The sequence below is a fragment of the Subsaxibacter sp. CAU 1640 genome, assembly GCF_023156585.1.
Taxonomy (GTDB): domain Bacteria; phylum Bacteroidota; class Bacteroidia; order Flavobacteriales; family Flavobacteriaceae; genus JBPOFM01.
The window spans coordinates 218191-236641 of the sequence record NZ_JALNMI010000004.1 but is presented as its reverse complement, the minus strand read 5'-3'; the positions used below and the strand labels follow the sequence as shown (position 1 = coordinate 236641).

Annotated in this window: 20 protein-coding genes; 2 read left to right on the top strand and 18 right to left on the bottom strand. The window is 36.4% G+C overall.

Annotated elements, in window-relative coordinates; translation table 11 throughout:
* Positions 1-40: 40 nt before the first annotated feature.
* Positions 41-1048 (bottom strand): glycosyltransferase family 2 protein, encoded by a 1008-nt coding sequence (locus M0G43_RS10990; RefSeq protein WP_248026457.1) that lies wholly within the window; start codon positions 1046-1048, stop codon positions 41-43.
* A gap of 99 nt (positions 1049-1147) precedes the next feature.
* Between M0G43_RS10990 and M0G43_RS10985 the strand changes: the two genes are divergently transcribed.
* Positions 1148-3037 carry a peptidase M61 gene (locus M0G43_RS10985; protein WP_248026455.1) on the top strand — a complete coding sequence of 630 codons (1890 nt, stop codon included), beginning with the start codon at positions 1148-1150 and terminating at the stop codon, positions 3035-3037.
* Positions 3038-3303: 266 nt separating this feature from the next.
* Here the strand turns inward: M0G43_RS10985 and M0G43_RS10980 are convergent, their stop codons facing one another.
* The 4 genes from M0G43_RS10980 to M0G43_RS10965 form a co-directional block, all read right to left on the bottom strand.
* Entirely contained in the window at positions 3304-3921 is a 618-nt protein-coding gene (locus tag M0G43_RS10980) for a hypothetical protein (RefSeq protein ID WP_248026453.1), read from the bottom strand.
* 13 nt (positions 3922-3934) lie between these two features.
* Entirely contained in the window at positions 3935-4708 is a 774-nt protein-coding gene (locus M0G43_RS10975) for a TIGR02757 family protein (protein WP_248026449.1), read from the bottom strand.
* A 270-nt stretch (positions 4709-4978) separates the two neighbouring features.
* Entirely contained in the window at positions 4979-5209 is a 231-nt protein-coding gene (locus M0G43_RS10970) for a PLDc N-terminal domain-containing protein (protein ID WP_248026446.1), read from the bottom strand.
* Between the two features lie 95 nt (positions 5210-5304).
* Positions 5305-6264 carry a hypothetical protein gene (locus tag M0G43_RS10965; protein WP_248026443.1) on the bottom strand — a complete coding sequence of 320 codons (960 nt, stop codon included), beginning with the start codon at positions 6262-6264 and terminating at the stop codon, positions 5305-5307.
* 135 nt (positions 6265-6399) lie between these two features.
* Here M0G43_RS10965 and M0G43_RS10960 point away from each other — a divergent pair, with 135 nt between their 5' ends.
* A complete protein-coding gene (locus tag M0G43_RS10960; protein ID WP_248026434.1) occupies positions 6400-7053 on the top strand; it encodes a CPBP family intramembrane glutamic endopeptidase in 654 nt (217 codons plus the stop codon).
* 103 nt (positions 7054-7156) lie between these two features.
* Here the strand turns inward: M0G43_RS10960 and M0G43_RS10955 are convergent, their stop codons facing one another.
* The 13 genes from M0G43_RS10955 to M0G43_RS10895 all read right to left on the bottom strand — a co-directional run bounded on the left by M0G43_RS10955 (position 7157) and on the right by M0G43_RS10895 (position 18420).
* A complete protein-coding gene (locus tag M0G43_RS10955) occupies positions 7157-7687 on the bottom strand; it encodes a hypothetical protein (protein WP_248026431.1) in 531 nt (176 codons plus the stop codon).
* A gap of 188 nt (positions 7688-7875) precedes the next feature.
* Positions 7876-8535 carry a hypothetical protein gene (locus M0G43_RS10950; RefSeq protein WP_248026428.1) on the bottom strand — a complete coding sequence of 220 codons (660 nt, stop codon included), beginning with the start codon at positions 8533-8535 and terminating at the stop codon, positions 7876-7878.
* A gap of 405 nt (positions 8536-8940) precedes the next feature.
* On the bottom strand, positions 8941-10737 hold the full coding sequence (locus M0G43_RS10945; RefSeq protein ID WP_248026426.1) for a ribonucleoside-diphosphate reductase subunit alpha: 1797 nt from the start codon (positions 10735-10737) through the stop codon (positions 8941-8943).
* Between the two features lie 3 nt (positions 10738-10740).
* Positions 10741-12015 carry a ribonucleotide-diphosphate reductase subunit beta gene (locus M0G43_RS10940; RefSeq protein WP_248026421.1) on the bottom strand — a complete coding sequence of 425 codons (1275 nt, stop codon included), beginning with the start codon at positions 12013-12015 and terminating at the stop codon, positions 10741-10743.
* 362 nt (positions 12016-12377) lie between these two features.
* Positions 12378-13451 carry a serine hydrolase domain-containing protein gene (locus M0G43_RS10935; protein ID WP_248026419.1) on the bottom strand — a complete coding sequence of 358 codons (1074 nt, stop codon included), beginning with the start codon at positions 13449-13451 and terminating at the stop codon, positions 12378-12380.
* An 81-nt stretch (positions 13452-13532) separates the two neighbouring features.
* Positions 13533-14267, bottom strand: a complete 735-nt coding sequence (locus tag M0G43_RS10930) for a flavodoxin family protein (RefSeq protein ID WP_248026414.1) — start codon at positions 14265-14267, stop codon at positions 13533-13535.
* Positions 14268-14383: 116 nt separating this feature from the next.
* Positions 14384-14980 (bottom strand): hypothetical protein, encoded by a 597-nt coding sequence (locus M0G43_RS10925; protein WP_248026403.1) that lies wholly within the window; start codon positions 14978-14980, stop codon positions 14384-14386.
* A 226-nt stretch (positions 14981-15206) separates the two neighbouring features.
* Positions 15207-15713 (bottom strand): hypothetical protein, encoded by a 507-nt coding sequence (locus M0G43_RS10920; protein WP_248026400.1) that lies wholly within the window; start codon positions 15711-15713, stop codon positions 15207-15209.
* A gap of 141 nt (positions 15714-15854) precedes the next feature.
* Positions 15855-16271 carry a hypothetical protein gene (locus tag M0G43_RS10915; RefSeq protein WP_248026397.1) on the bottom strand — a complete coding sequence of 139 codons (417 nt, stop codon included), beginning with the start codon at positions 16269-16271 and terminating at the stop codon, positions 15855-15857.
* 261 nt (positions 16272-16532) lie between these two features.
* On the bottom strand, positions 16533-17012 hold the full coding sequence (locus M0G43_RS10910) for a hypothetical protein (protein ID WP_248026395.1): 480 nt from the start codon (positions 17010-17012) through the stop codon (positions 16533-16535).
* A 217-nt stretch (positions 17013-17229) separates the two neighbouring features.
* The gene (locus tag M0G43_RS10905) at positions 17230-17385 is read right to left on the bottom strand and encodes a hypothetical protein (protein ID WP_248026393.1); all 156 of its coding nucleotides are present in this window, start codon (positions 17383-17385) and stop codon (positions 17230-17232) included.
* Positions 17375-17698: a hypothetical protein gene (locus M0G43_RS10900; RefSeq protein ID WP_248026390.1), complete on the bottom strand. Its 324-nt coding sequence runs from the start codon at positions 17696-17698 to the stop codon at positions 17375-17377. Before M0G43_RS10900 ends, M0G43_RS10905 begins: the two co-directional genes overlap by 11 nt.
* 356 nt (positions 17699-18054) lie before the next feature.
* Positions 18055-18420 (bottom strand): hypothetical protein, encoded by a 366-nt coding sequence (locus tag M0G43_RS10895; RefSeq protein WP_248026387.1) that lies wholly within the window; start codon positions 18418-18420, stop codon positions 18055-18057.
* Between the last annotated feature and the right edge of the window lie 31 nt (positions 18421-18451).

Sequence of the window (18451 nt, the reverse complement as noted above, 5' to 3'; positions counted from 1 at the left end):
AATTTAACGTTTGAAAAATACCGACCTTTCACAAATGTCATCAACAGAAAAAGAAGTAGTCTTTCATTGGGAACATTCTCTGCTCATTAAAATACGCTTTGATTCGTGTTTGTGAGCATTCATTGGCAACGGTGACAATGCTTTGCGGATTTTCAAGTTCGTTGAGATATTTAAAGCTGTGTAATTCAATCTTATAAATATGTTTGCCTATTTTTTTCGGATTGTTGCAGATCCAAATGAACGGTATCTTTCGCTTTTTGAGCATTTTTGCAATGTGTTTTCCTTTAAAACCTGCTCCCCAAACCGTCAGCACTCTATTCGGGTCATAATCCAACTCCAAAAAGTAGTGCAGTTTAATGTCCAGAAAATAATTCTGTGCATAATGCTCGTGGGTGCGTGAAGTTCTGGTGGCATAATCTCTCCAGTGGTGCAAAACTTGGTCACAAGGAATGCATTTCATTCCATATTTGTAAAATCGGAAAGTCAAATCATAATCTTCGGGATAATGGTTGGGATTGAAGGCATCACAAGTTATTAAATCATCTCTGTGAATCATCCAGCAAGGGGAAGGAATGACACATTCCTTATATATTTCAGAATAATTGGCGCCTTCCTGCGTCAAATCATTCAGCCATTTTTCATAGCGTGCATAACCGTCGCTAATGCCTTCGTCACTGAAATAATTTACCTTTCCAACCGCAACGTGTTGCTTTCCGTGCTGCATCAAATTATTTACTAATACTTCCAATTTGTTTTTCGGCATCACATCATCACTATCCATCCTGGTGATATAGTCGCCATTGCTGTTTTCAAACGCAAAACGTAGGGCATCAATAATTCCATTGCCATCATTTTTCATCAATTTGATTCTTTCATCTTTGACAGAATAACTTTTTATCAAATTATAACTATGATCGGTTGAAGCATCATCAACTATCAACAATTCCCAATTGGCATATGTTTGAGAAATTATGGAATCCAGACATTCTGCCAAAAATATTTCAGTGTTTTTGAAGGGTGTTAGGATGCTGATGAGTGGTTGCGACATCGTATTAAGTTTAATAGCAAGTTTTAACAAAATGTTCACTATTTAGAGTGTAACAGATTGTAGTTTTGCGTGACTTACTCAAAAATCAAATTCAAAGAAATGAAAAAAATATTAAGTATTGCCTTTATGGGAGCCTTAATGCTCGGTTGTGGCTCGGCTTCAAAAGTGAAGAATGACTTGGCGACCTCCAATCCAATCGTCACTTCAATCGATATTACTAAAGTTTCTAATGATAAATTGCCTGTAGTTATTAATCCAGGTCGTTTTGTTGAAGAAACAGTAACGTATTATATGCCATCTGTGGTTCCTGGCACCTATGCATTGGGTGATTATGGCCGTTTTATAGATAATTTTAAAGCAATTGATTATAACGGCAACGAATTGACGGTTACACATCCTGATCAAAATACTTGGGTAATTGCCAATGCCAAAGAATTGGATAAAATTACTTATTATGTTAATGATACCTATGACCAAGAAGTGGTAGGCGGCATAGGAGGTGAGATGCCATTCTCTCCTGCAGGTACCAATATAGAACCAAATAACTATGTGTTGAATTTATATGGATATCTCGGCTATTTTGACAATTTAAAGAATGCAGAATATTCATTGGACGTTACTGCGCCAGCTACCTTTAAGCATAGTTCTGCGTTGCAATCAACAGGTGTGAAATCTAGTCCTGATGGTGCTGCCATTACTAACAGCTATTACGCACCTCGTTATTTTGACATCATGGATAATCCTATGATGTACGGTAAGTTAGACATCGAAGAGTTCTTGGTAGGAGACATAAAGATTGTATTGAGTGTATATTCTCCAAATAAAGTACATTCGGCTGCAAGCTTAAAGGAAACAGTGTATAAGATGATGGAAGCTCAAAAGAAATATTTGGGTGACATCAACTCTACACCACGTTATGACATCTTTTTGTATTTGGCTGCTGGCGGAGAAGGATCACCTAAAGGTTTCGGAGCCTTGGAACATCACAAATCGACTACTGTTGTATTGAGAGAGCAATCTTCTAAAGAACAATTGGCCAAATCTATGATTGATGTCGTGGCCCACGAGTTCTTTCATATTGTCACACCGCTTTCGGTGCATTCTGAAGACATTCATTATTTTGACTACATCAACCCGACGTTTTCCAAGCATTTGTGGATGTATGAAGGTGTTACCGAGTATTTCGCACAACACTTCCAAGTCTATGAAGGTTTGGCAACCAATGATGAGTTTTATGCCGAAATCATGAGTAAAATCAACATATCTCATTATTTTGATGATGAGATGAGTTTTACAGTGATGAGCGAAAACATCATGGATGAACCATATTCAAAGAATTACATCAATGTTTACTCAAAAGGTGCATTGATAGGGATGTGCATCGACATCTTGATGCGTGAAGAGAGCAATGGACAGCGTAGCATGTTATCGTTGATGAAAGAATTGTCTAACAAGTATGGCGTGGACAAACCGTTTGATGATGATTCCATCATCGCAGAGATTACAAAAATGACATACCCATCTGTGGGCGCCTTTTTGCAGACCCATGTGGTAGGGACAACCCCCATCAATTATGAAGACTTCTTCAAAAAAGTGGGATTGACCATGAGTAACAGCGAAGTAGAAACCAATTATATTCAAAATTCTGCTGGTTTTATCTTTGATGCCAATGAAGAGCAAACCCACATTTTCTTTTCTGAAGGTGTGAAAGACAATAGCTTCTGGGCAGAACAAGGTGTGATGCCAGGTGATATTGTAAAAGAAATCAATGGTACCGAATTTACTATTGAAAAAGCCCAATTGTTGCTTGGTAGCATGTACCAGTGGCAACCAGGACAAGACTTTGAAGTGAAGGTAGAGCGCGATGGCAAAGAAGTCGTGTTTAAAGGCAAGTTAGCACAAGCGTACACCAACAAAAAGACTTTGATGGAAGACGAGAATGCCACCGCAGCGCAGATTGCATTGCGCAAGGCGTGGTTGAAAGGATAATCTTAAGAATGAAATGATAAAAAAGCCTGAAAGTTGTTTTCAGGCTTTTTTGTTTAAATTTACTAATCAATATTACTTTTAGGCAAAGTGTCTTTTTTCTTTTTTTTCATAAAAGCTATGAAATCTACTGTTTCAGATACTGAAATGTCCAATCTTAAATAAAGGAGTTGTTTGAAAGAATGCCTTTATATTCACTTCAGTACCCATCATTAAGGAAATTTCAACATTTAGAGGATATATAAATAAACGAGCAATATTGGATAAGATCAATCTGATTTGGGCCAAACGACTTCAAAATCTTTGATACTGTCTTTGGGAAGCTGTTTAATTCTTGGATCTGTCAAGAGACGTTGGTCAAAAACCCCATCCACCTTCCAGCTTATTAAATCATAAGATAATTGTGACATGTTTCCTAAAGATAGTTCAGTTTTTGCTATCTTTAGTAGTTTTCTGGCCATGTGGGGTTTTGCTAGTTGAATAAACTTGATGGGATTTTTAAACTGGTGAGTGGTTTTAAACCTATTTATTCTTCCGAAGGATGGATATCCGTAATTTTCTATCAGATTAATAAATTCTACCATAATTCTATCATATACTATTTCATAATATCTTTGATGAGTATATTCTGACAGCGGTTTTTTTAATTCCAAGAAATTTATAATCTTAAGTTTGAGAGAATCAATGTCCTTTGAGATATTCATGTCAAAATAGTCTTCGAAGGATTGACTCTTATCAATTTTAGGTTTGTATATCTCAAGTTCAGCCATGAATTCCAAGGTCTGTAATACCTTATTCAAATCACGTTTTAACAGACTGTCTTTTTCCTTTTGGGAATAGAGACTTATGCTTGATACGAAAATTAGGATCAATAACAACACTTTCATATCGGGAATATAATCAAAAATTCTCAAAAACTCCAAGTCCAAAGAGTGCGAAGTCATACTTCACAGGATCTTTTGGGTCGAGATGTCGCAACGCCGTATCGAGTTCCTGTAAGGCTTTGGCATCGTTTTGTTTCCTGTGAAGAAGACCGAGTTTTCGTGCGACGTTGCCAGAGTGTACATCTAGTGGACACGAAAGTTGAGAAGGGGAGAGGCTGTTCCAGATCCCAAAGTCGACACCGCTGGCATCTGTGCGAACCATCCAACGCAAAAACATATTGATACGTTTTGCCGCAGAGTTTTTCAAAGGGTCGCTGATGTGCTTTTGGGTACGTTGCAAATGCTCAACTTCAAAGAAAACCTTTTTAAATTGATGAATGGCGTTTTGCGTTGAGTGTTCTTCAGAATGTTTGTGAAAAACCGCTTCTATGCCACCATGATTCTTGTAAATATGTTGCAAGCTCTGGACAAATTGAACCATATCGATACCGCTAAAAGTACGGTGAACAAACGGTAGAATTTTCTCCAGGTCTGATTCTTCATGATTAAGTATGAAATTGTGTGGACTATGGTCCAATAGACTCATCATTCGGTGTGCATTGTTGATAATGCTTTTTCTGTTGCCCCAAGCGATGGTTGCCGTCAAAAAGCCCGCGATCTCTATATCTTCCTTTTTAGAGAATAGATGTGGAATTTGGATAGGGTCGGACTCAATGAACTTGGTGTTGTTATATTGTTCTACCTTTTGGTCTAGGAAGTCTTTAAGGTCTGTTTGGGAGAGGTGTTTCATAGCGGCTGCAAGTTACGATTTATGAGGGAGTTTTAGAGGACGTTTGGGAAAATGTGTGTTGAAGACGGGTGACGGGTGACCGATGACCAACTGTCTTTGCAATTAGAGGGTGCGAGAGCTAATTCAGAGTTGGCGGGAACTAATTCAGACTTGACGAAAGGGTTTTTTAGAGACTGTCCAAAAAACTGTGTAAATGCCTTGGCAAATGTTTTGGGTTGTTATTGTAAACCTTTTGAATGTTGGTGGAAAACATCAACGATTGCGTGATGATTATGCGGTGTTTGACGCTTTCTTTTTATTTATAAAACGCTTCATTAAATAAATCAAACTTCCGAAGAAAGGTAAAAAAAGAATCATTAGTATCCATAAAAACACCCTCACGGAAGTTTCATTTTTAAGTGCCAATACCAATGCCGATATAGTGAAGATTAAATAGAGAATGCCGCCGATGAGAATTTGAATTGGGCCGATGGCTCCGAAATAAGTGATTAATTGTATCATGCTAATGAAGCTGTTTTCAAACTTAAAGTTAATGAATACTTTATGGAAAACCTTAAAACTGCTTCTGTTTGCCTGAATGTGTAGGCTTTTAGTGATTACTCCATCTGCTTTAAAAAGAAGTTTATGGTTGCTAGATTCATTTCTGAAGTGGTCCAATGGCCCACATTGTCAAAAGTTTTAAAAATAGCTGTGATGCCGTTTTCGATATATAGTGTTTGACAATGGCCATATCTCTCCTGGACGTTGCTACCTATGTGTTTGTTGATGAGGTGCCGCTCGCTATCACTATAGGCATCATCATACTGCACGGCATCATTATCATCTAGTGCACCCATATAAATGTATTGTGCGATATTTTGGTACTGCTCTTTATCAAATTTTTTATTCAATAATTCCTCAAAGTCATTTATGCCAAGAGGATAGTTCAATTCGGCACTGTCTATTTTGTTTTGAGGAAGCATGAGTTCGCCATTAAAACCACCCATTGCCATGGCCTTGATTGTTTCTGGATGTATAAAGGAAAATCTATTGATGAATGTAGCCGATGCCGAAAAACCATTCATAAACAATTGGTCGTGCGTGGAAATGTGCATACCCTTTAAAATAGTTCTGGCATCGTCTATCATGGCGAGCAGTTGTAAATCCAAGCGTTTGTAAATGGGAGTTTGCTCTAGCATGACGTCTCTGTCCAAGGCATGCGTGTAGAGTAGGGGTTGCGCATCTGGCCTGGGAAAGATGGGGACAAGCAAGGGAATTTTGAGCATGGACGCAATATTGTTGCCAATGGAATTAACCGATGCTAAATCTATGGCGTAAGCGGTATGCACTTCGAGGGTGTCGGAAGTTTTTCCAGTATTGTTGGGCTCTACCAATAAGTAGCTGGTTTGATGTTGCGGTGTGCCTTTTGGGATGAACAACAGATAATTACTATAGAAGCCTTTATCTGGATCTTGGTCGATGATGAGAAGGCTGTCCTTTGAGGTAGAACGTGTTGTTTCTTGTGCTAAAAAACTAGTGCTGTAGCTGATGATCAACAGAATTATAATACGTTTCATGATTGCAGTTTTTGATGTTTTTAAGACGATTGAGAAGTGCAGGTGTTACAATGCATTGGGAAGGCGAATTTTATTGAATGCCACTTGAATCATTCTATTGATTAATTGACTACATTTAGTAAAAAAAGAAAATCTATGGCACTACGACCTGGCCAACGGTTTTTAAGCCTTTTGCTGTTGCTCATTGGCTTATTATTGGTCTACAATCCTGTGACCAAATTTCCCTATACATTTTGTGTTATCATCATGTATATACTTGCTGTTACCTGGTATACCAAGCGAAGCTTAAAACCTTTAAGATTTCGAAAGCTTGATTCAAAAGCACTGAAAATAATATTGTTGAGCTACCTTGTATTAGAACTTTCAATGGACTTTGTCTTTCAGCCATTGGTGAACAAAATTTTCAATGAACCGGCTGATTATACAGCTTTTCGATTTATAGAAGGAGATACCGCTGTTTATTTTTCATGGTTATTGAAGATGTGGATAAGTGCTGCAGTGGGCGAGGAGCTGCTGTTTCGAGCTTTTGCTTTTGCTAAATTGCGCGATATTTTCAATAGAAGACATTGGGTTTTTATACCGATTTCTGCCGTATTGTTTTCCATTCCGCATCTTTATCAAGGTTTGGCAGGTTTGACCATGACTTTCCTGTTTGGGCTATTCTTTGGATATATCTTTTATCGATTTAAAAATATATGGATCAATATTATTGTGCATGGGCTAATTGATACCGTGTTTTTGACATTGAGTTATTTAGGGTATTTAGAGTTTTATTCGATGGTGTGGTAATTGCATTACTCTATAAAAAATTGAACATGCAAAATAAAATTTGGCTTTTTAGGTTGATATTGTGAGCACGGATTGAAAAATCTGTGCTCGAGCTTGTTTAATTTTATTTTTTTACCTTCTCTTTTTCTTTTTCAAATTGAACATTAGTTTTATTTACAGATTTAGCTCCCATAATTAAATATGTAGCAAGCTTATTCTTTAAATAAGAAGATGGTTTGAAGCAATCGAAACCTTTAGAATCTAAAACTATTGCGGAACAATAAAATATTTGACCATAATTTTGATGATCATTGATTTTAATTGTTTTAAACCTCTCGTGATCTCCACCAACCGCTATAGTGAATAACTCTTCATTATCATCCAATAGCTTTACATTCTCCCAAACTAAAATATTCTCTTTTCTATCAGACTGTATGGAGTGATTCCATGCGCCATATTTGTTGAACATAAATTTTTGTAAGTCATCAGAATCAAATTTAGGTCTGAATCTCAATTCGTTTACTTGTAGAGAATCAAATGGAGTTAATTTTAAAGTAACAGAATTTGATATCTCATAGTTATCAATCGTTTTAGAATTATGGGGTGCACAGCCGCAAATAACAATGAAAATCACTAGGAGGTTTATTATTTTCATATTATAAATAGTGTTTTATAGAGAACATATTCAATTAGAATCTGAAAGATTCTGGTTGCATGAATCTAAAAATATAAAATTATTAGATAATTATGGAGAAGGTCATGTTTCTGCTTGCTCAATGGAAATTAAGCACAATTGATATCGAAATATGACTGTTGTAAGCTAATGCACTAAAATTTTTATGCTTAATCAGTTGGTAATTCGGGAATATATACATTCTCTATTTTTATGTCATTGCCATACGTTACGATAATCGAGCACAGTACAGCTACATTTTTACCATTGTGCATTGCAGGTTTCATAGCAGGAATTTTTCTTAATACCCTCAATATCTCAGCCTGTATTGAGACATCTGCATCTCTGACTTTTAGGCCAGTAACATTTCCGTTTTCATTGATGATAAAAAAAGCGTCTACTTGCTTTGGTTCTGATAGATTTAACTCTTTAGCTACATCCAAGTTAAATTCTTTATGTATAAATGTTGATACTTTATGACTGAAACATTCTTGCGTTTGTTCTGCGGAAAGATCTTCACAACCCTCATATATAGGGGCTCTTTCCACATCTTTCAATACCATTCTGTTCTCTGGACTATAGTTAGCTAAACCATCCTTTTGTGAAACAATGCTACATAAGCTTAACAGTGCCTGCTCTTCTTCAGTAGTTACATTTCCTTGTGCCATCACCTGTTCTTGAACAGCATTGATTTTCATGATTAGTTCACTTTCTTTATTTTCTTTTGTTTTAGGGGTTTCGTTACAAGAAATAAATATTAGGGCGTATGATATGATCGGAATGACCAAGAACTTATGCAGTGTATTTTTTCCATTTAAATTCAATTTCATGGTTGTGTCTTTTAGTTGATAAGTTGTCAGTTTTTTTTAAAGTTTGATGCCTTATTAAAATGTAAAGAATTGTTGCAATCAACGTTATGTTTAGATTGTATAGCCATATGTGAAAGATAATAAATAAGATTTAAATAGAATCAGGTGTGGTTTAGCCACCTCGCTTTCTGAAGTAGGTAAGAAGAAGAAACTGCTTATAATCGTGTTGGCAACGTTTAGCTTTTACTTTAACTTTTTGGAGAGTAGGACTGATCAGGCTTTCGGACAAGTAGTGTTGATATTCAGAGAAAACCACTTCTTATTTGTAGGAGGTGTTTTTTTTGTTTGTATTACTTCAACATAAAAATTAAAAAACCCCAAAGCCTTGGGATGGGCGTTGGGGTTCTCAATCAAGTTGCAATTTGCTTACGCTTCACAACTTGTGCACTCTTTTTTCTGTTTAAACTTCTGGGCAGCGTTCATACTGTGCTGGTAGTACAGTGATTTTAGGCCCATTTTCCACGCCGTAACGTGTATGTTGTTGATATCCTTCACTGGCATTTCTGGGTGCACAATGATGTTCACCGATTGTCCTTGGTCTATAAACGCTTGGCGTCCTGCCGCTTGGTAAATGATATCCAATTGGTCTATTTCAGAATAGGTTTTGAACACATCCTTTTCAGCATCCGTCAAGAAATCTAGGTGCTGTACAGAACCATCCATATCTCTGATGCTTATCCACACTTCTGGCGTGTTCTGACCTTTATCCTCAAGCAATGCTTCCAAAAATGGATTCTTTATGGTGGTCTTGATCTTCGCAATGTCTTTTACATACACGTTAGACCAAATAGGTTCAATACCTTGGGAAACTTGCCCCAAGATGAAAGCAGAGGAGGTGGTAGGCGCAATGGCGTTTAAGGTAGCATTACGTCTGCCATAACCCTTAAGCACTGCTGGCTCACCAAATTTTTCAGCCAATTCTGATGATGCTTTATAAGATTTCTCTTGAAGCGTTTTAAAGATTTCGTGGTTAAGGTTGAAAGCATCTTGGCTATCAAATGACATCATTTTAGACTGCAACAAAGAGTGCCATCCTAAAACACCTAGACCTAGCGCACGATTGTCTTTTGCAAAATTATAAGCACGCTCCATAAATAGGAAGGTCTGACGATCATCTCTATTTGATGAATCTCTGTAAGCCTCGAGTTTCTCAATGAATTCCGTAATCACGGCATCCAAGAAATATACCATTGTTTCCACAGCATCCGTGTTTTTCCATTTATCATAGTGCAATAAGTTCACACTCGACAATACGCAAACGAAAGACCAATCATCATTAGACGGCAACATAATCTCTGTACACAGGTTGCTGGCGTGGATAGGCAAACTTTTATCCTTATATACTTCAGGACGACCATTGTTGGCATTGTCGGTAAAGAATATATACGGATAGCCCATCTCACCACGACTTTGAAGCACCTTTGCCCAAAGCGAACGCTTTTCAACATCGCCTTCAATCATTTCTTCCATCCATTTGCTGGTCACGGTAACACCGTGTGTCAGTTGCTGAATTGGATTTCCTTCTGTACCAATCTCCAAAAACTCTTTGATATCTTGATGCTCAATAGGCAAATAAGGAGAGAAGCGACCACGACGCACAGAACCTTGGCTAACCACATCCACCATTGATTCAAACAATTGCATAATGTGCACGGCACCAGAAGCTTGACCATTGTTTTTAACAGGCGCACCTCTATGACGGATTTTCCCGAAATACCCAGAAGTACCACCACCAAGCTTTGACATCATCCCAACTTCTGATTGTGTATAGAGAATATTCCCCATATCATCATCAATGTGCGACCCAAAACAGCTTATAGGCAGACCACGCTCTTTACCAAAGTTAGACCACACAGGCGATGCCAATGAATAAAACCCTTCTGACATATAGTTAAAGAACTTATCGGCATAGCCTGGCATTCCAAGAATCTGTTCAGCGCGCACAGCAATCTCACGAATACGACCTTTAGGTGTCGCACCTTCAGTCAAATATCCTGATGATAAAAATTGCTGGCTATGTTCATTCAACCATTCAAAACCACCTTCTTCAGTAGATTCTGATGTAGAGTTGGTTAAGAATTCTTTTCTGGCATTCACCAATTGTTTTGCTTGGTTCTCTTGAGCCTGTTGCTCTTGCTGTTGGTAGAGGGTTTTGTTTTCCATAGATTAAAATAAGTCGTCGCTAGTTATACTTTGTGTTCTTTTACTATAATTGATAGAGCGTTTCACGAAGAAATCGCCATGCTTTGTGCCAATAATCTCGTCATCGAACCATTCGGTTTGAGAGAGGAGTGCATGATCTATCTTGAATATTTTTTCAATACCGATGCTTTCAAGTGATTTGTTGAAACGGTTTTTGATGAATTCATTTACCACATCTTTAGGTAAGAAATCAAGTTCGCCATCTTCAAAAATCCAATCCACGATTTTGCTTTCAGATGCAAAGGCATCTTCACACATTTGTTGGATCATGGTGTGGTAAGCATCGTCAAACCATTCTGGATGCTCTTGTTTCAGGATGTTGATGATATCAATACCAAAATCACCATGAATTTGTTCTTCTTTAGATGTCGCTTCAACCACATTAGAGATACCTTTAAGCATATTTTTATGCTTGTTGAAGGCCATGATGATCAAGAACTGTGAGAACAAAGAAACATGCTCAATAAAGAGAGAGAACAAAAGCACTGCCTCTGCATATTCCTTGTCATTATCGCTTTTTGAGTTTTTAAGAGCCGTTTCCAAATACTGCACACGTCTCATAATCACAGGCTTCTTCTTAAGTTCTTCAAACTCTTTGTTCAAACCCAAGATTTCCAAAAGGTGTGAGTACGCATCGTGATGTCTCACTTCGCTCTCCGCAAAGGTTGCACCTACAGAACCAATCTCTGGTTTAGGCATTCTGTGGTAGATATCGCCCCAAAATGATTTTACGGCTACCTCAATTTGAGAAATGGCAAGCATCGTATTCTTGATGACACTTTTCTCAACCTCATTCAAATTTGATTTGAAATCCTGTATATCACTTGTAAAGTTGAATTCTGTGTGAATCCAATAAGAGTGCCTGATAGCAGGTACATATTCATATAGTTGAGGGTACTCGTAAGGCTTTAGGTTGATGCGCTTTTCAAAAATGTTGCTCTTTCTACTCTGCGCCTGCTTGTTTCTATAAATAATGTAAGCTTTTGCCACGTCGTGGAATGCACTTTCCATTAATTTATCCTCCACAATGTCCTGAACTTCCTCTACAGTAGGCGTGTATTCTGGGTCATTGCCAAGACGCACCAACAACGCATCGTGTACATTATTTGCAATGAGTTGAGCGTCTTCAACCTGGCCATGGCCTACCGCTTTCATCGCCTTAAAGATAGCTTGTGTTATCTTACTTAATTCAAAAGGTTTCTGGCTAAAATCTCTTTTAGTGATATAAATAATTTCCATAAAAAAATGTATTAGGTTGGGGTTATTAAACCAAGACAGGTGTAAAATTCCTAATTTATTTTAAACGAAATGAAGTGACCCCATTTTTGTTCCTAACATTTTATTAACAATTAGGAAATATAGGCATGTTAAACTTTGTTAATCAGAATGTTACAACAAAAAGCGTTTGTGAATTTTGTTTCGAAAAACTATTGGAAAAAGTAGTGAAAATAATACTTAAAACCAGTAATAAAAAGGGATTGAAGACGGTTATTAGGTAGTTTAAATTTTTATGATGAAAGATGACATCGAAGCAATTTTTTCACCATTTGTGGTGCTGAATTTATAAAAAAATCTGTTCATCAAATACTTCATTAAAGATATCAACTTTTTTCCTTTTCAAGAAGTTTTATCACTCTATTATAAAGTACTTCAGAAATGTTCCAATTGTAACCTTCAAAGTTCACCGTATTGGTAAATTGAATCACCACAGCATCAAGTTCCTTATCATATCTTGATATACTTTGATAGCCGGGAATCAACCCTGTATGGTCATAGCGATAAATGGAGGAGTAGATGTCTCGCTCTTTCTGGTCTGTAAAGACAGTGCCTTCATTCAATGCTCTTAAAAACTTGCCAAGATCTTCAGCAGTTGCCAGCATACAATCATTGTCATCTGTTTTTAAATCGGCATCATAACCCACGTAATAACCGCTCATCACATCATCCATATCTACATCGTGAATGGAACCATATGTGTTATTTAAGCCAAGAGGTGTCAAAACTTCTTTTTTGAGATACTCAAAACGCGTGGTACCACTTGCTTTTTCAATGAGGTAGGAGAGTAGGAGATAATTGGTATTGCTATACTCATAGTCCGTATCTGGCTCAAAGCTGGCAGGTGTATCGAGCACCAAATCCAGTCGTTCTTCGTCATTGTCCTTTGGGTTTGCCCAATACATATAGGTATTGGTGTAATTGGGAATGCCACTGCGATGCTGTACCATCATTTTGATAGTAATTTTATCAGCATGTTCAATTCTATCAGCAAGCTCTGGAAAATAATCAGCCAGTGTTTTGTCTAATGATAGTTTGCCGCTTCGTACCAATTTTGCAATGGCCAATGCCGTATAAAGCTTGTCATTACTCGCAATTTTAAACAAGGCATCAGGGCGTGCAGGGATTTTCTTTTCGGTGTTGTGATAGCCAGCAGTGTAGGTTTTGGGAGCTTTTCCTTTTTGATCTACATATACGATGATACCGTCGAAGCCTTTATTGGTAGCATCGTCCACTTGCTCTTGAATGGTATCAGGAAGTGGTTGAAGATATGCCCAGACCACAGACCAAGGCACAAAGTAAAGTGAGATGGCGGTGCAAACAAGAAGGACGATTCTAAAAATTTTCTTTGCGTTGCTGACAGGTTTTTTGGGAGCTTTCGATCGGTTAGAAGCACTCATTAAGGGTTGTTTTGATTGGTCAATTAGCTGGTTTGATGCACTAATTTACGGAATACAAAATAAATGCGCCTAATTCAGCCACTAACGATATTCTGGATTCTCAAAATTCCATTGATTGCCGTTCTCCCATGATGCAATTGAGTTTCCATAAGCACTGTAACCATTTTGGCTTTTTAGCGTGTGTGCCAAATGTAACAGATTATAAGTCATAAACGTAGTGTTTTTGTTGGTAAAGTTGCTGTCAAATCCCGCAGGAGGAGATAATTTTTTATCATTCCATTCCGTATCACCATAACTTGGTCCAGGGCCTACTTCACCAATCCAACCACAATCTGCTTGCGGAGGAATGGAATAACCAATATGCTGCATGGCATAGAGAATGCCCATAGCGCAATGCTTTATGCCATCTTCATTGCCTGTAATGATGGTGCCTGCTACTTTACCATAGTAAATGTATTGCCCTTTTTCATTTTTTTCACCACTCATAGCGTATAGACGTTCTATCAATTTCTGTGCTACTGATGATTTTTCTCCCAACCATATAGGTGTTCCGATAATAAGAATATCGGCTTTGATGATTTTTTTGAAAAGTGTTGGCCATTCATCCGTTTTCCAGCCGTGATCAGTCATATCTGGATACACACCATAAGCAACATCATGATCTACAAACCTGATTTCTTCAACCTGAACTTTTTCCTTTTCCATTATATTTTTGGAAACTTCTATCAGGGTAGATGTATGACTTTTTTCTGGTGATTTTTTTAAGGTACAATTAATGTAGATGCAACGGAGTTTACTGAAATCTGGAGTGTTCATAACTTATTACTTTAGATGTCAAAAGTCTTAAGTTAATCAATTTTTGATTGTTTTATATGTAAATGTCATTATAAATTGCTTTAATAAAACATTTTCTTGTCAGTATATTATTAAGCTTAATAAACCTTTTTTACAGGCTCCATCCACCAGTTCATCAACATTTTGAAACCCAAAAACGGCAAGATTATTATTACCGAACCCCAGAGATTATTTGGTGTGAAGGTATCTGGAAAGTTCTTGACAACAAAAAACATCAATACACCACCCACAATGATGGATACGTGCAAAACAATCATGGGTGGTGTAAAAATACCCAATGAAACATCTACCGGCTGATGTGTTTTATGTATGTAAATACGTTCCGCAATTACAAACAACAAATTCAGATTAAAAAACCAATTATTGAACCCCAAGACCTGTATATTGATCATGGTAATGTGCGTGTTATCCCAATTGAGCATAAAGCCAAAAAAGACCACAATGAATACAAAATAAATGAACATTTGACCCAGTGGTGCCAACAGAAGCATGCGTTTTCCATCTTGTTTAGCATTAGGGTTGCGTTTGTACATAAACGTGTCGATGATGATACGGGCCAATTCATTCCACCAAAAGAAATAAATAATGTAAAATACTGTGGTTTGCCCATTTAGCACTGCCAACAACGTGAGAAGCGTAAAGACCAAAAAGTCCCACTTACGATAGTTTTGCAATTGCTGGTCTAGAATGTTAGAAAATGATTTGATGGCTTAATGTTTTAGAATTAAGCTGTAAAAGTAGGAGAGGAGTACGCTTTGTACAATACGACATTTGACGTATTTTAGAAGCATTTACGTTCTGGCTTATGTCTGCCGTGCACCGAAGATAGCAAATTTGCGGTTGAATTCCGATAAGGAATTCAACCGCAATGAATTATAGCCATTGTTGTGAGTAGTTATTTTATATTGGGTTTTCACTATATTCAATATCCATTTGTTTTCGCAACAATTCGTTCAGTTCAGATTTATATTCTTTATCCATTACAAACACATCAAAATCGTATGTGTAATATATGTCTTTTATTTCGAGAGACATTGAGTCGTTCGGAAGTGATTTCGTTCTCAATATTTTTTCTTCTACCTTAATTTCGATTTTATGTTTTCCAGTGCGGTATTTACTAATTCCAAAAAATGGTGTTTTTAGTCCGTCACTAAAAGTGTCAATTTTCGTGGTTCCGTCTTCCAGTTCGTTTTTGATTATTACTGATATTAAAGAAGTTTCGTTTTCTTTTAAATTACGATTGTATTCAGATATTCTCGCAATATTTTTTCCATAAGCCAATGTGTCGGAAATTATAAATCTAAACTGACCAATTTCTGCATTTTTATTTTCAGATACAGATTCCTCGTTTTTACAACCTATAATGAAAATTAAAATTGATAATATGAATGTAATTCGGTTTCTCATAATTACTCACAACGGTTTGTGTATGGACCGTTGCGTGTGATTGCCCGGACCATTCCAAGTACAAATCTACGTGAAAATTCCGCAGGAATTTTCCAGATGAGCACAGACCCAGCAATGGTTTATACACGGTGTTGGCAATAGTTATTTTATTCCAGATAATTGTTCAATTTCCTTTATTTCACGGCGTTTGGTTCTTTTCAATTCTTTGGTTTGACTGCAAGTACTTGTCGAATAATAGGGCTTAACTTTTCTGTCGGAACCATAGTCATTAAGTCTTACGTCTGTAATATATGAATAAACAAATTGCTTGGAATTTATTGGGAAGTAATTTCCGCAGTCAATAATTCCGCCTGTTGTATATATAGAAACGAATTCCGAATCAATATCTCCTTTGTATAATTTCAAGATTTTGAACTTAAATTCAATTCGGTTATATTTTCGGATTTTGAAAGGTTTCAATTCATCGTCGGTTGGAATTGAATCAATCATTTTATGCTCAATTATTTCTACTACTTGTCCAGTAAAAACTAAATCAGCTCCTTTAAAGTTTTCTGTCACACTTTTTTTGAAACAGCTACACGCACAAATTTCGGACATTGAAAATATCAGAAGTATTGTCGTTAGAATTATCGATTTTTTCATAATTATTGCCAACGGTCTCGTATAACCGTCAGTTACGGGATTAAAGTTAATAATTTTCGGTTAAGCACAGACGTTAGCAATTCCGAGTGGATTGCTACGCCAGTTCGCACTTCGTGCTCGTGCCGGACGTAGTCGAATCCGCCGTAATTGCGGTTATACATTGTTGTGCATAGTGTTTTATCCATTCTTTTTGTAATTCAGTCCGGTTTTAAACCCTGTATATCCGAGCGAAATCAGCAAGAATATTTGAAACATTAGAAATGTCAACCACAAAATAATATATTCTGTTGAACCACTATCTAACATAGAATTTTTTTCCATATTATTTTCAATCACCCCTGTCGAACGAGCAAATGATTTGATTAGTGAAAATAATCCAACAACTGAAAAATTCATAAAGACATTGGCAATCATAAAAATCAGATTTGCCGTCAAATTTTTGAATTTTCTTTTTAGCATTCTGATTAGATATACAAAGAAAAAAGTAAGCTTGATAATTAGCAGGGATAATTCACTTTTTTCCACAACGAAATAAGTGTCGTGAACATTTATGTCAGTCGTCGATGAGCTAAAGCAATTAAGTCCAAGCAAAATCAGACAAATAATTATTGAAATACCAAATGTAGCTATTAGCCAAAAAATTTCTTTCCGTTTCAATCCGTAATATTTGAGTTTAGTTTTCCGCTTTTCATTTGACAATTTTGATGTATTTTCGTTGTTTTTTTACATTATGCACAACGGTTTTGTATAAGAATAGTTGCGTGTTTGTCAGCGAGGATTTTCCGAAGGAAAATCAGAAGTTGGCAAATATGCACCGACCTTTATTTAAGCACAAAATAGCAATTATTTTTATACGTTGTTGTACACAGTTATTTTATTCCGTTTCTTTTATTGTTTTCAAAGTGTATTTGTCATAAGCCATTACGTCAAACACTTTCGATTCTCCACTATTCAGCCACTTTTTGTAAATCAGTTTTCCATTCAGATAAACATAAAGTTCATTATCCTTCGTTTTTTCTTTAAACATCATTTTCGGCAAAGGTTTTATTGAAATCTCTGATTCTATTCATTTGTTCATATTCCGCAAACAGCATAACATCTCTTGGGTCAGTTTTAGCTACTTTCAGATTATGCTTAAAACTTTGAATTCCGTCTGAAAGATAGATTACACATCGAATAATTCTCTCGTGATTTAGGTATTCATTTTCATTGAGAGATTCAGTCAAAATTTTATTCGCTAAATCAAAACCCGAGTCAAAGCGGATTTTCATTTCTTCAATAATATCATTTGGTAATTCCATCATTTTCTTTTCAGCGAAATGTTTGTCTTTAATTGTGTACAACGGTCTCGGCTATGAGTAGTTGCGTGGGTTAGCACTAAACTTAGCAAGTACACACCAAACTGAAAATCCGCAAGGATTTTCCAAGTGTGCACTGACCGAGCCATAGCTTATATACGGTGTTAGCAAATGTTTTGTTCTTTCTTTTTTCTCTCTTTCATAAAATTTCGAGCAGTCAGGAATTCACAATTTGGCATTTTTAATTCCATTTCCTCAATGATTTCGTTATTCCTGAAAATTGTCGAATTTCCAAATAGAGAGATTTGTTTCAGATTCTCAAGGTTAACCATTTCATCAGGAAAACTTTTAATATCATTATAATTCAGTTCAAGATATTCCAGTTGTGTTAGAGTGCAAAGTTAGGATGGTAATTGCTGAATTTTATTATAATCAAGAACGATTCCTCTATTGCGGTCAAGATGAAAATATCCACCTCCAATATTTTGAGCCATTTTTATTATTGAACTATCTAAATATTTTTTTGGTCTCCAGCCTAAAAGTAACACTTGAAGATTTTTAAATTCTTTTATGCTTTTGGGGATTTCCGTTAAATTTTGCCCACCTAAATCCAAAATTTTTACGCTTAATGGATTTTCTAAAGCGTTTTTCAAATCAACATAAATTTTTTTATTTTCAAATTTTTCTGTTTTCCATTTAGAATAATTTGATTGAGCATAACCTGTTAGTGTGATTAAAAATGTAAATATAATAGTTAAGTTCTTCATTTAATATTTGCTGACGGTCTCGTATAACCGC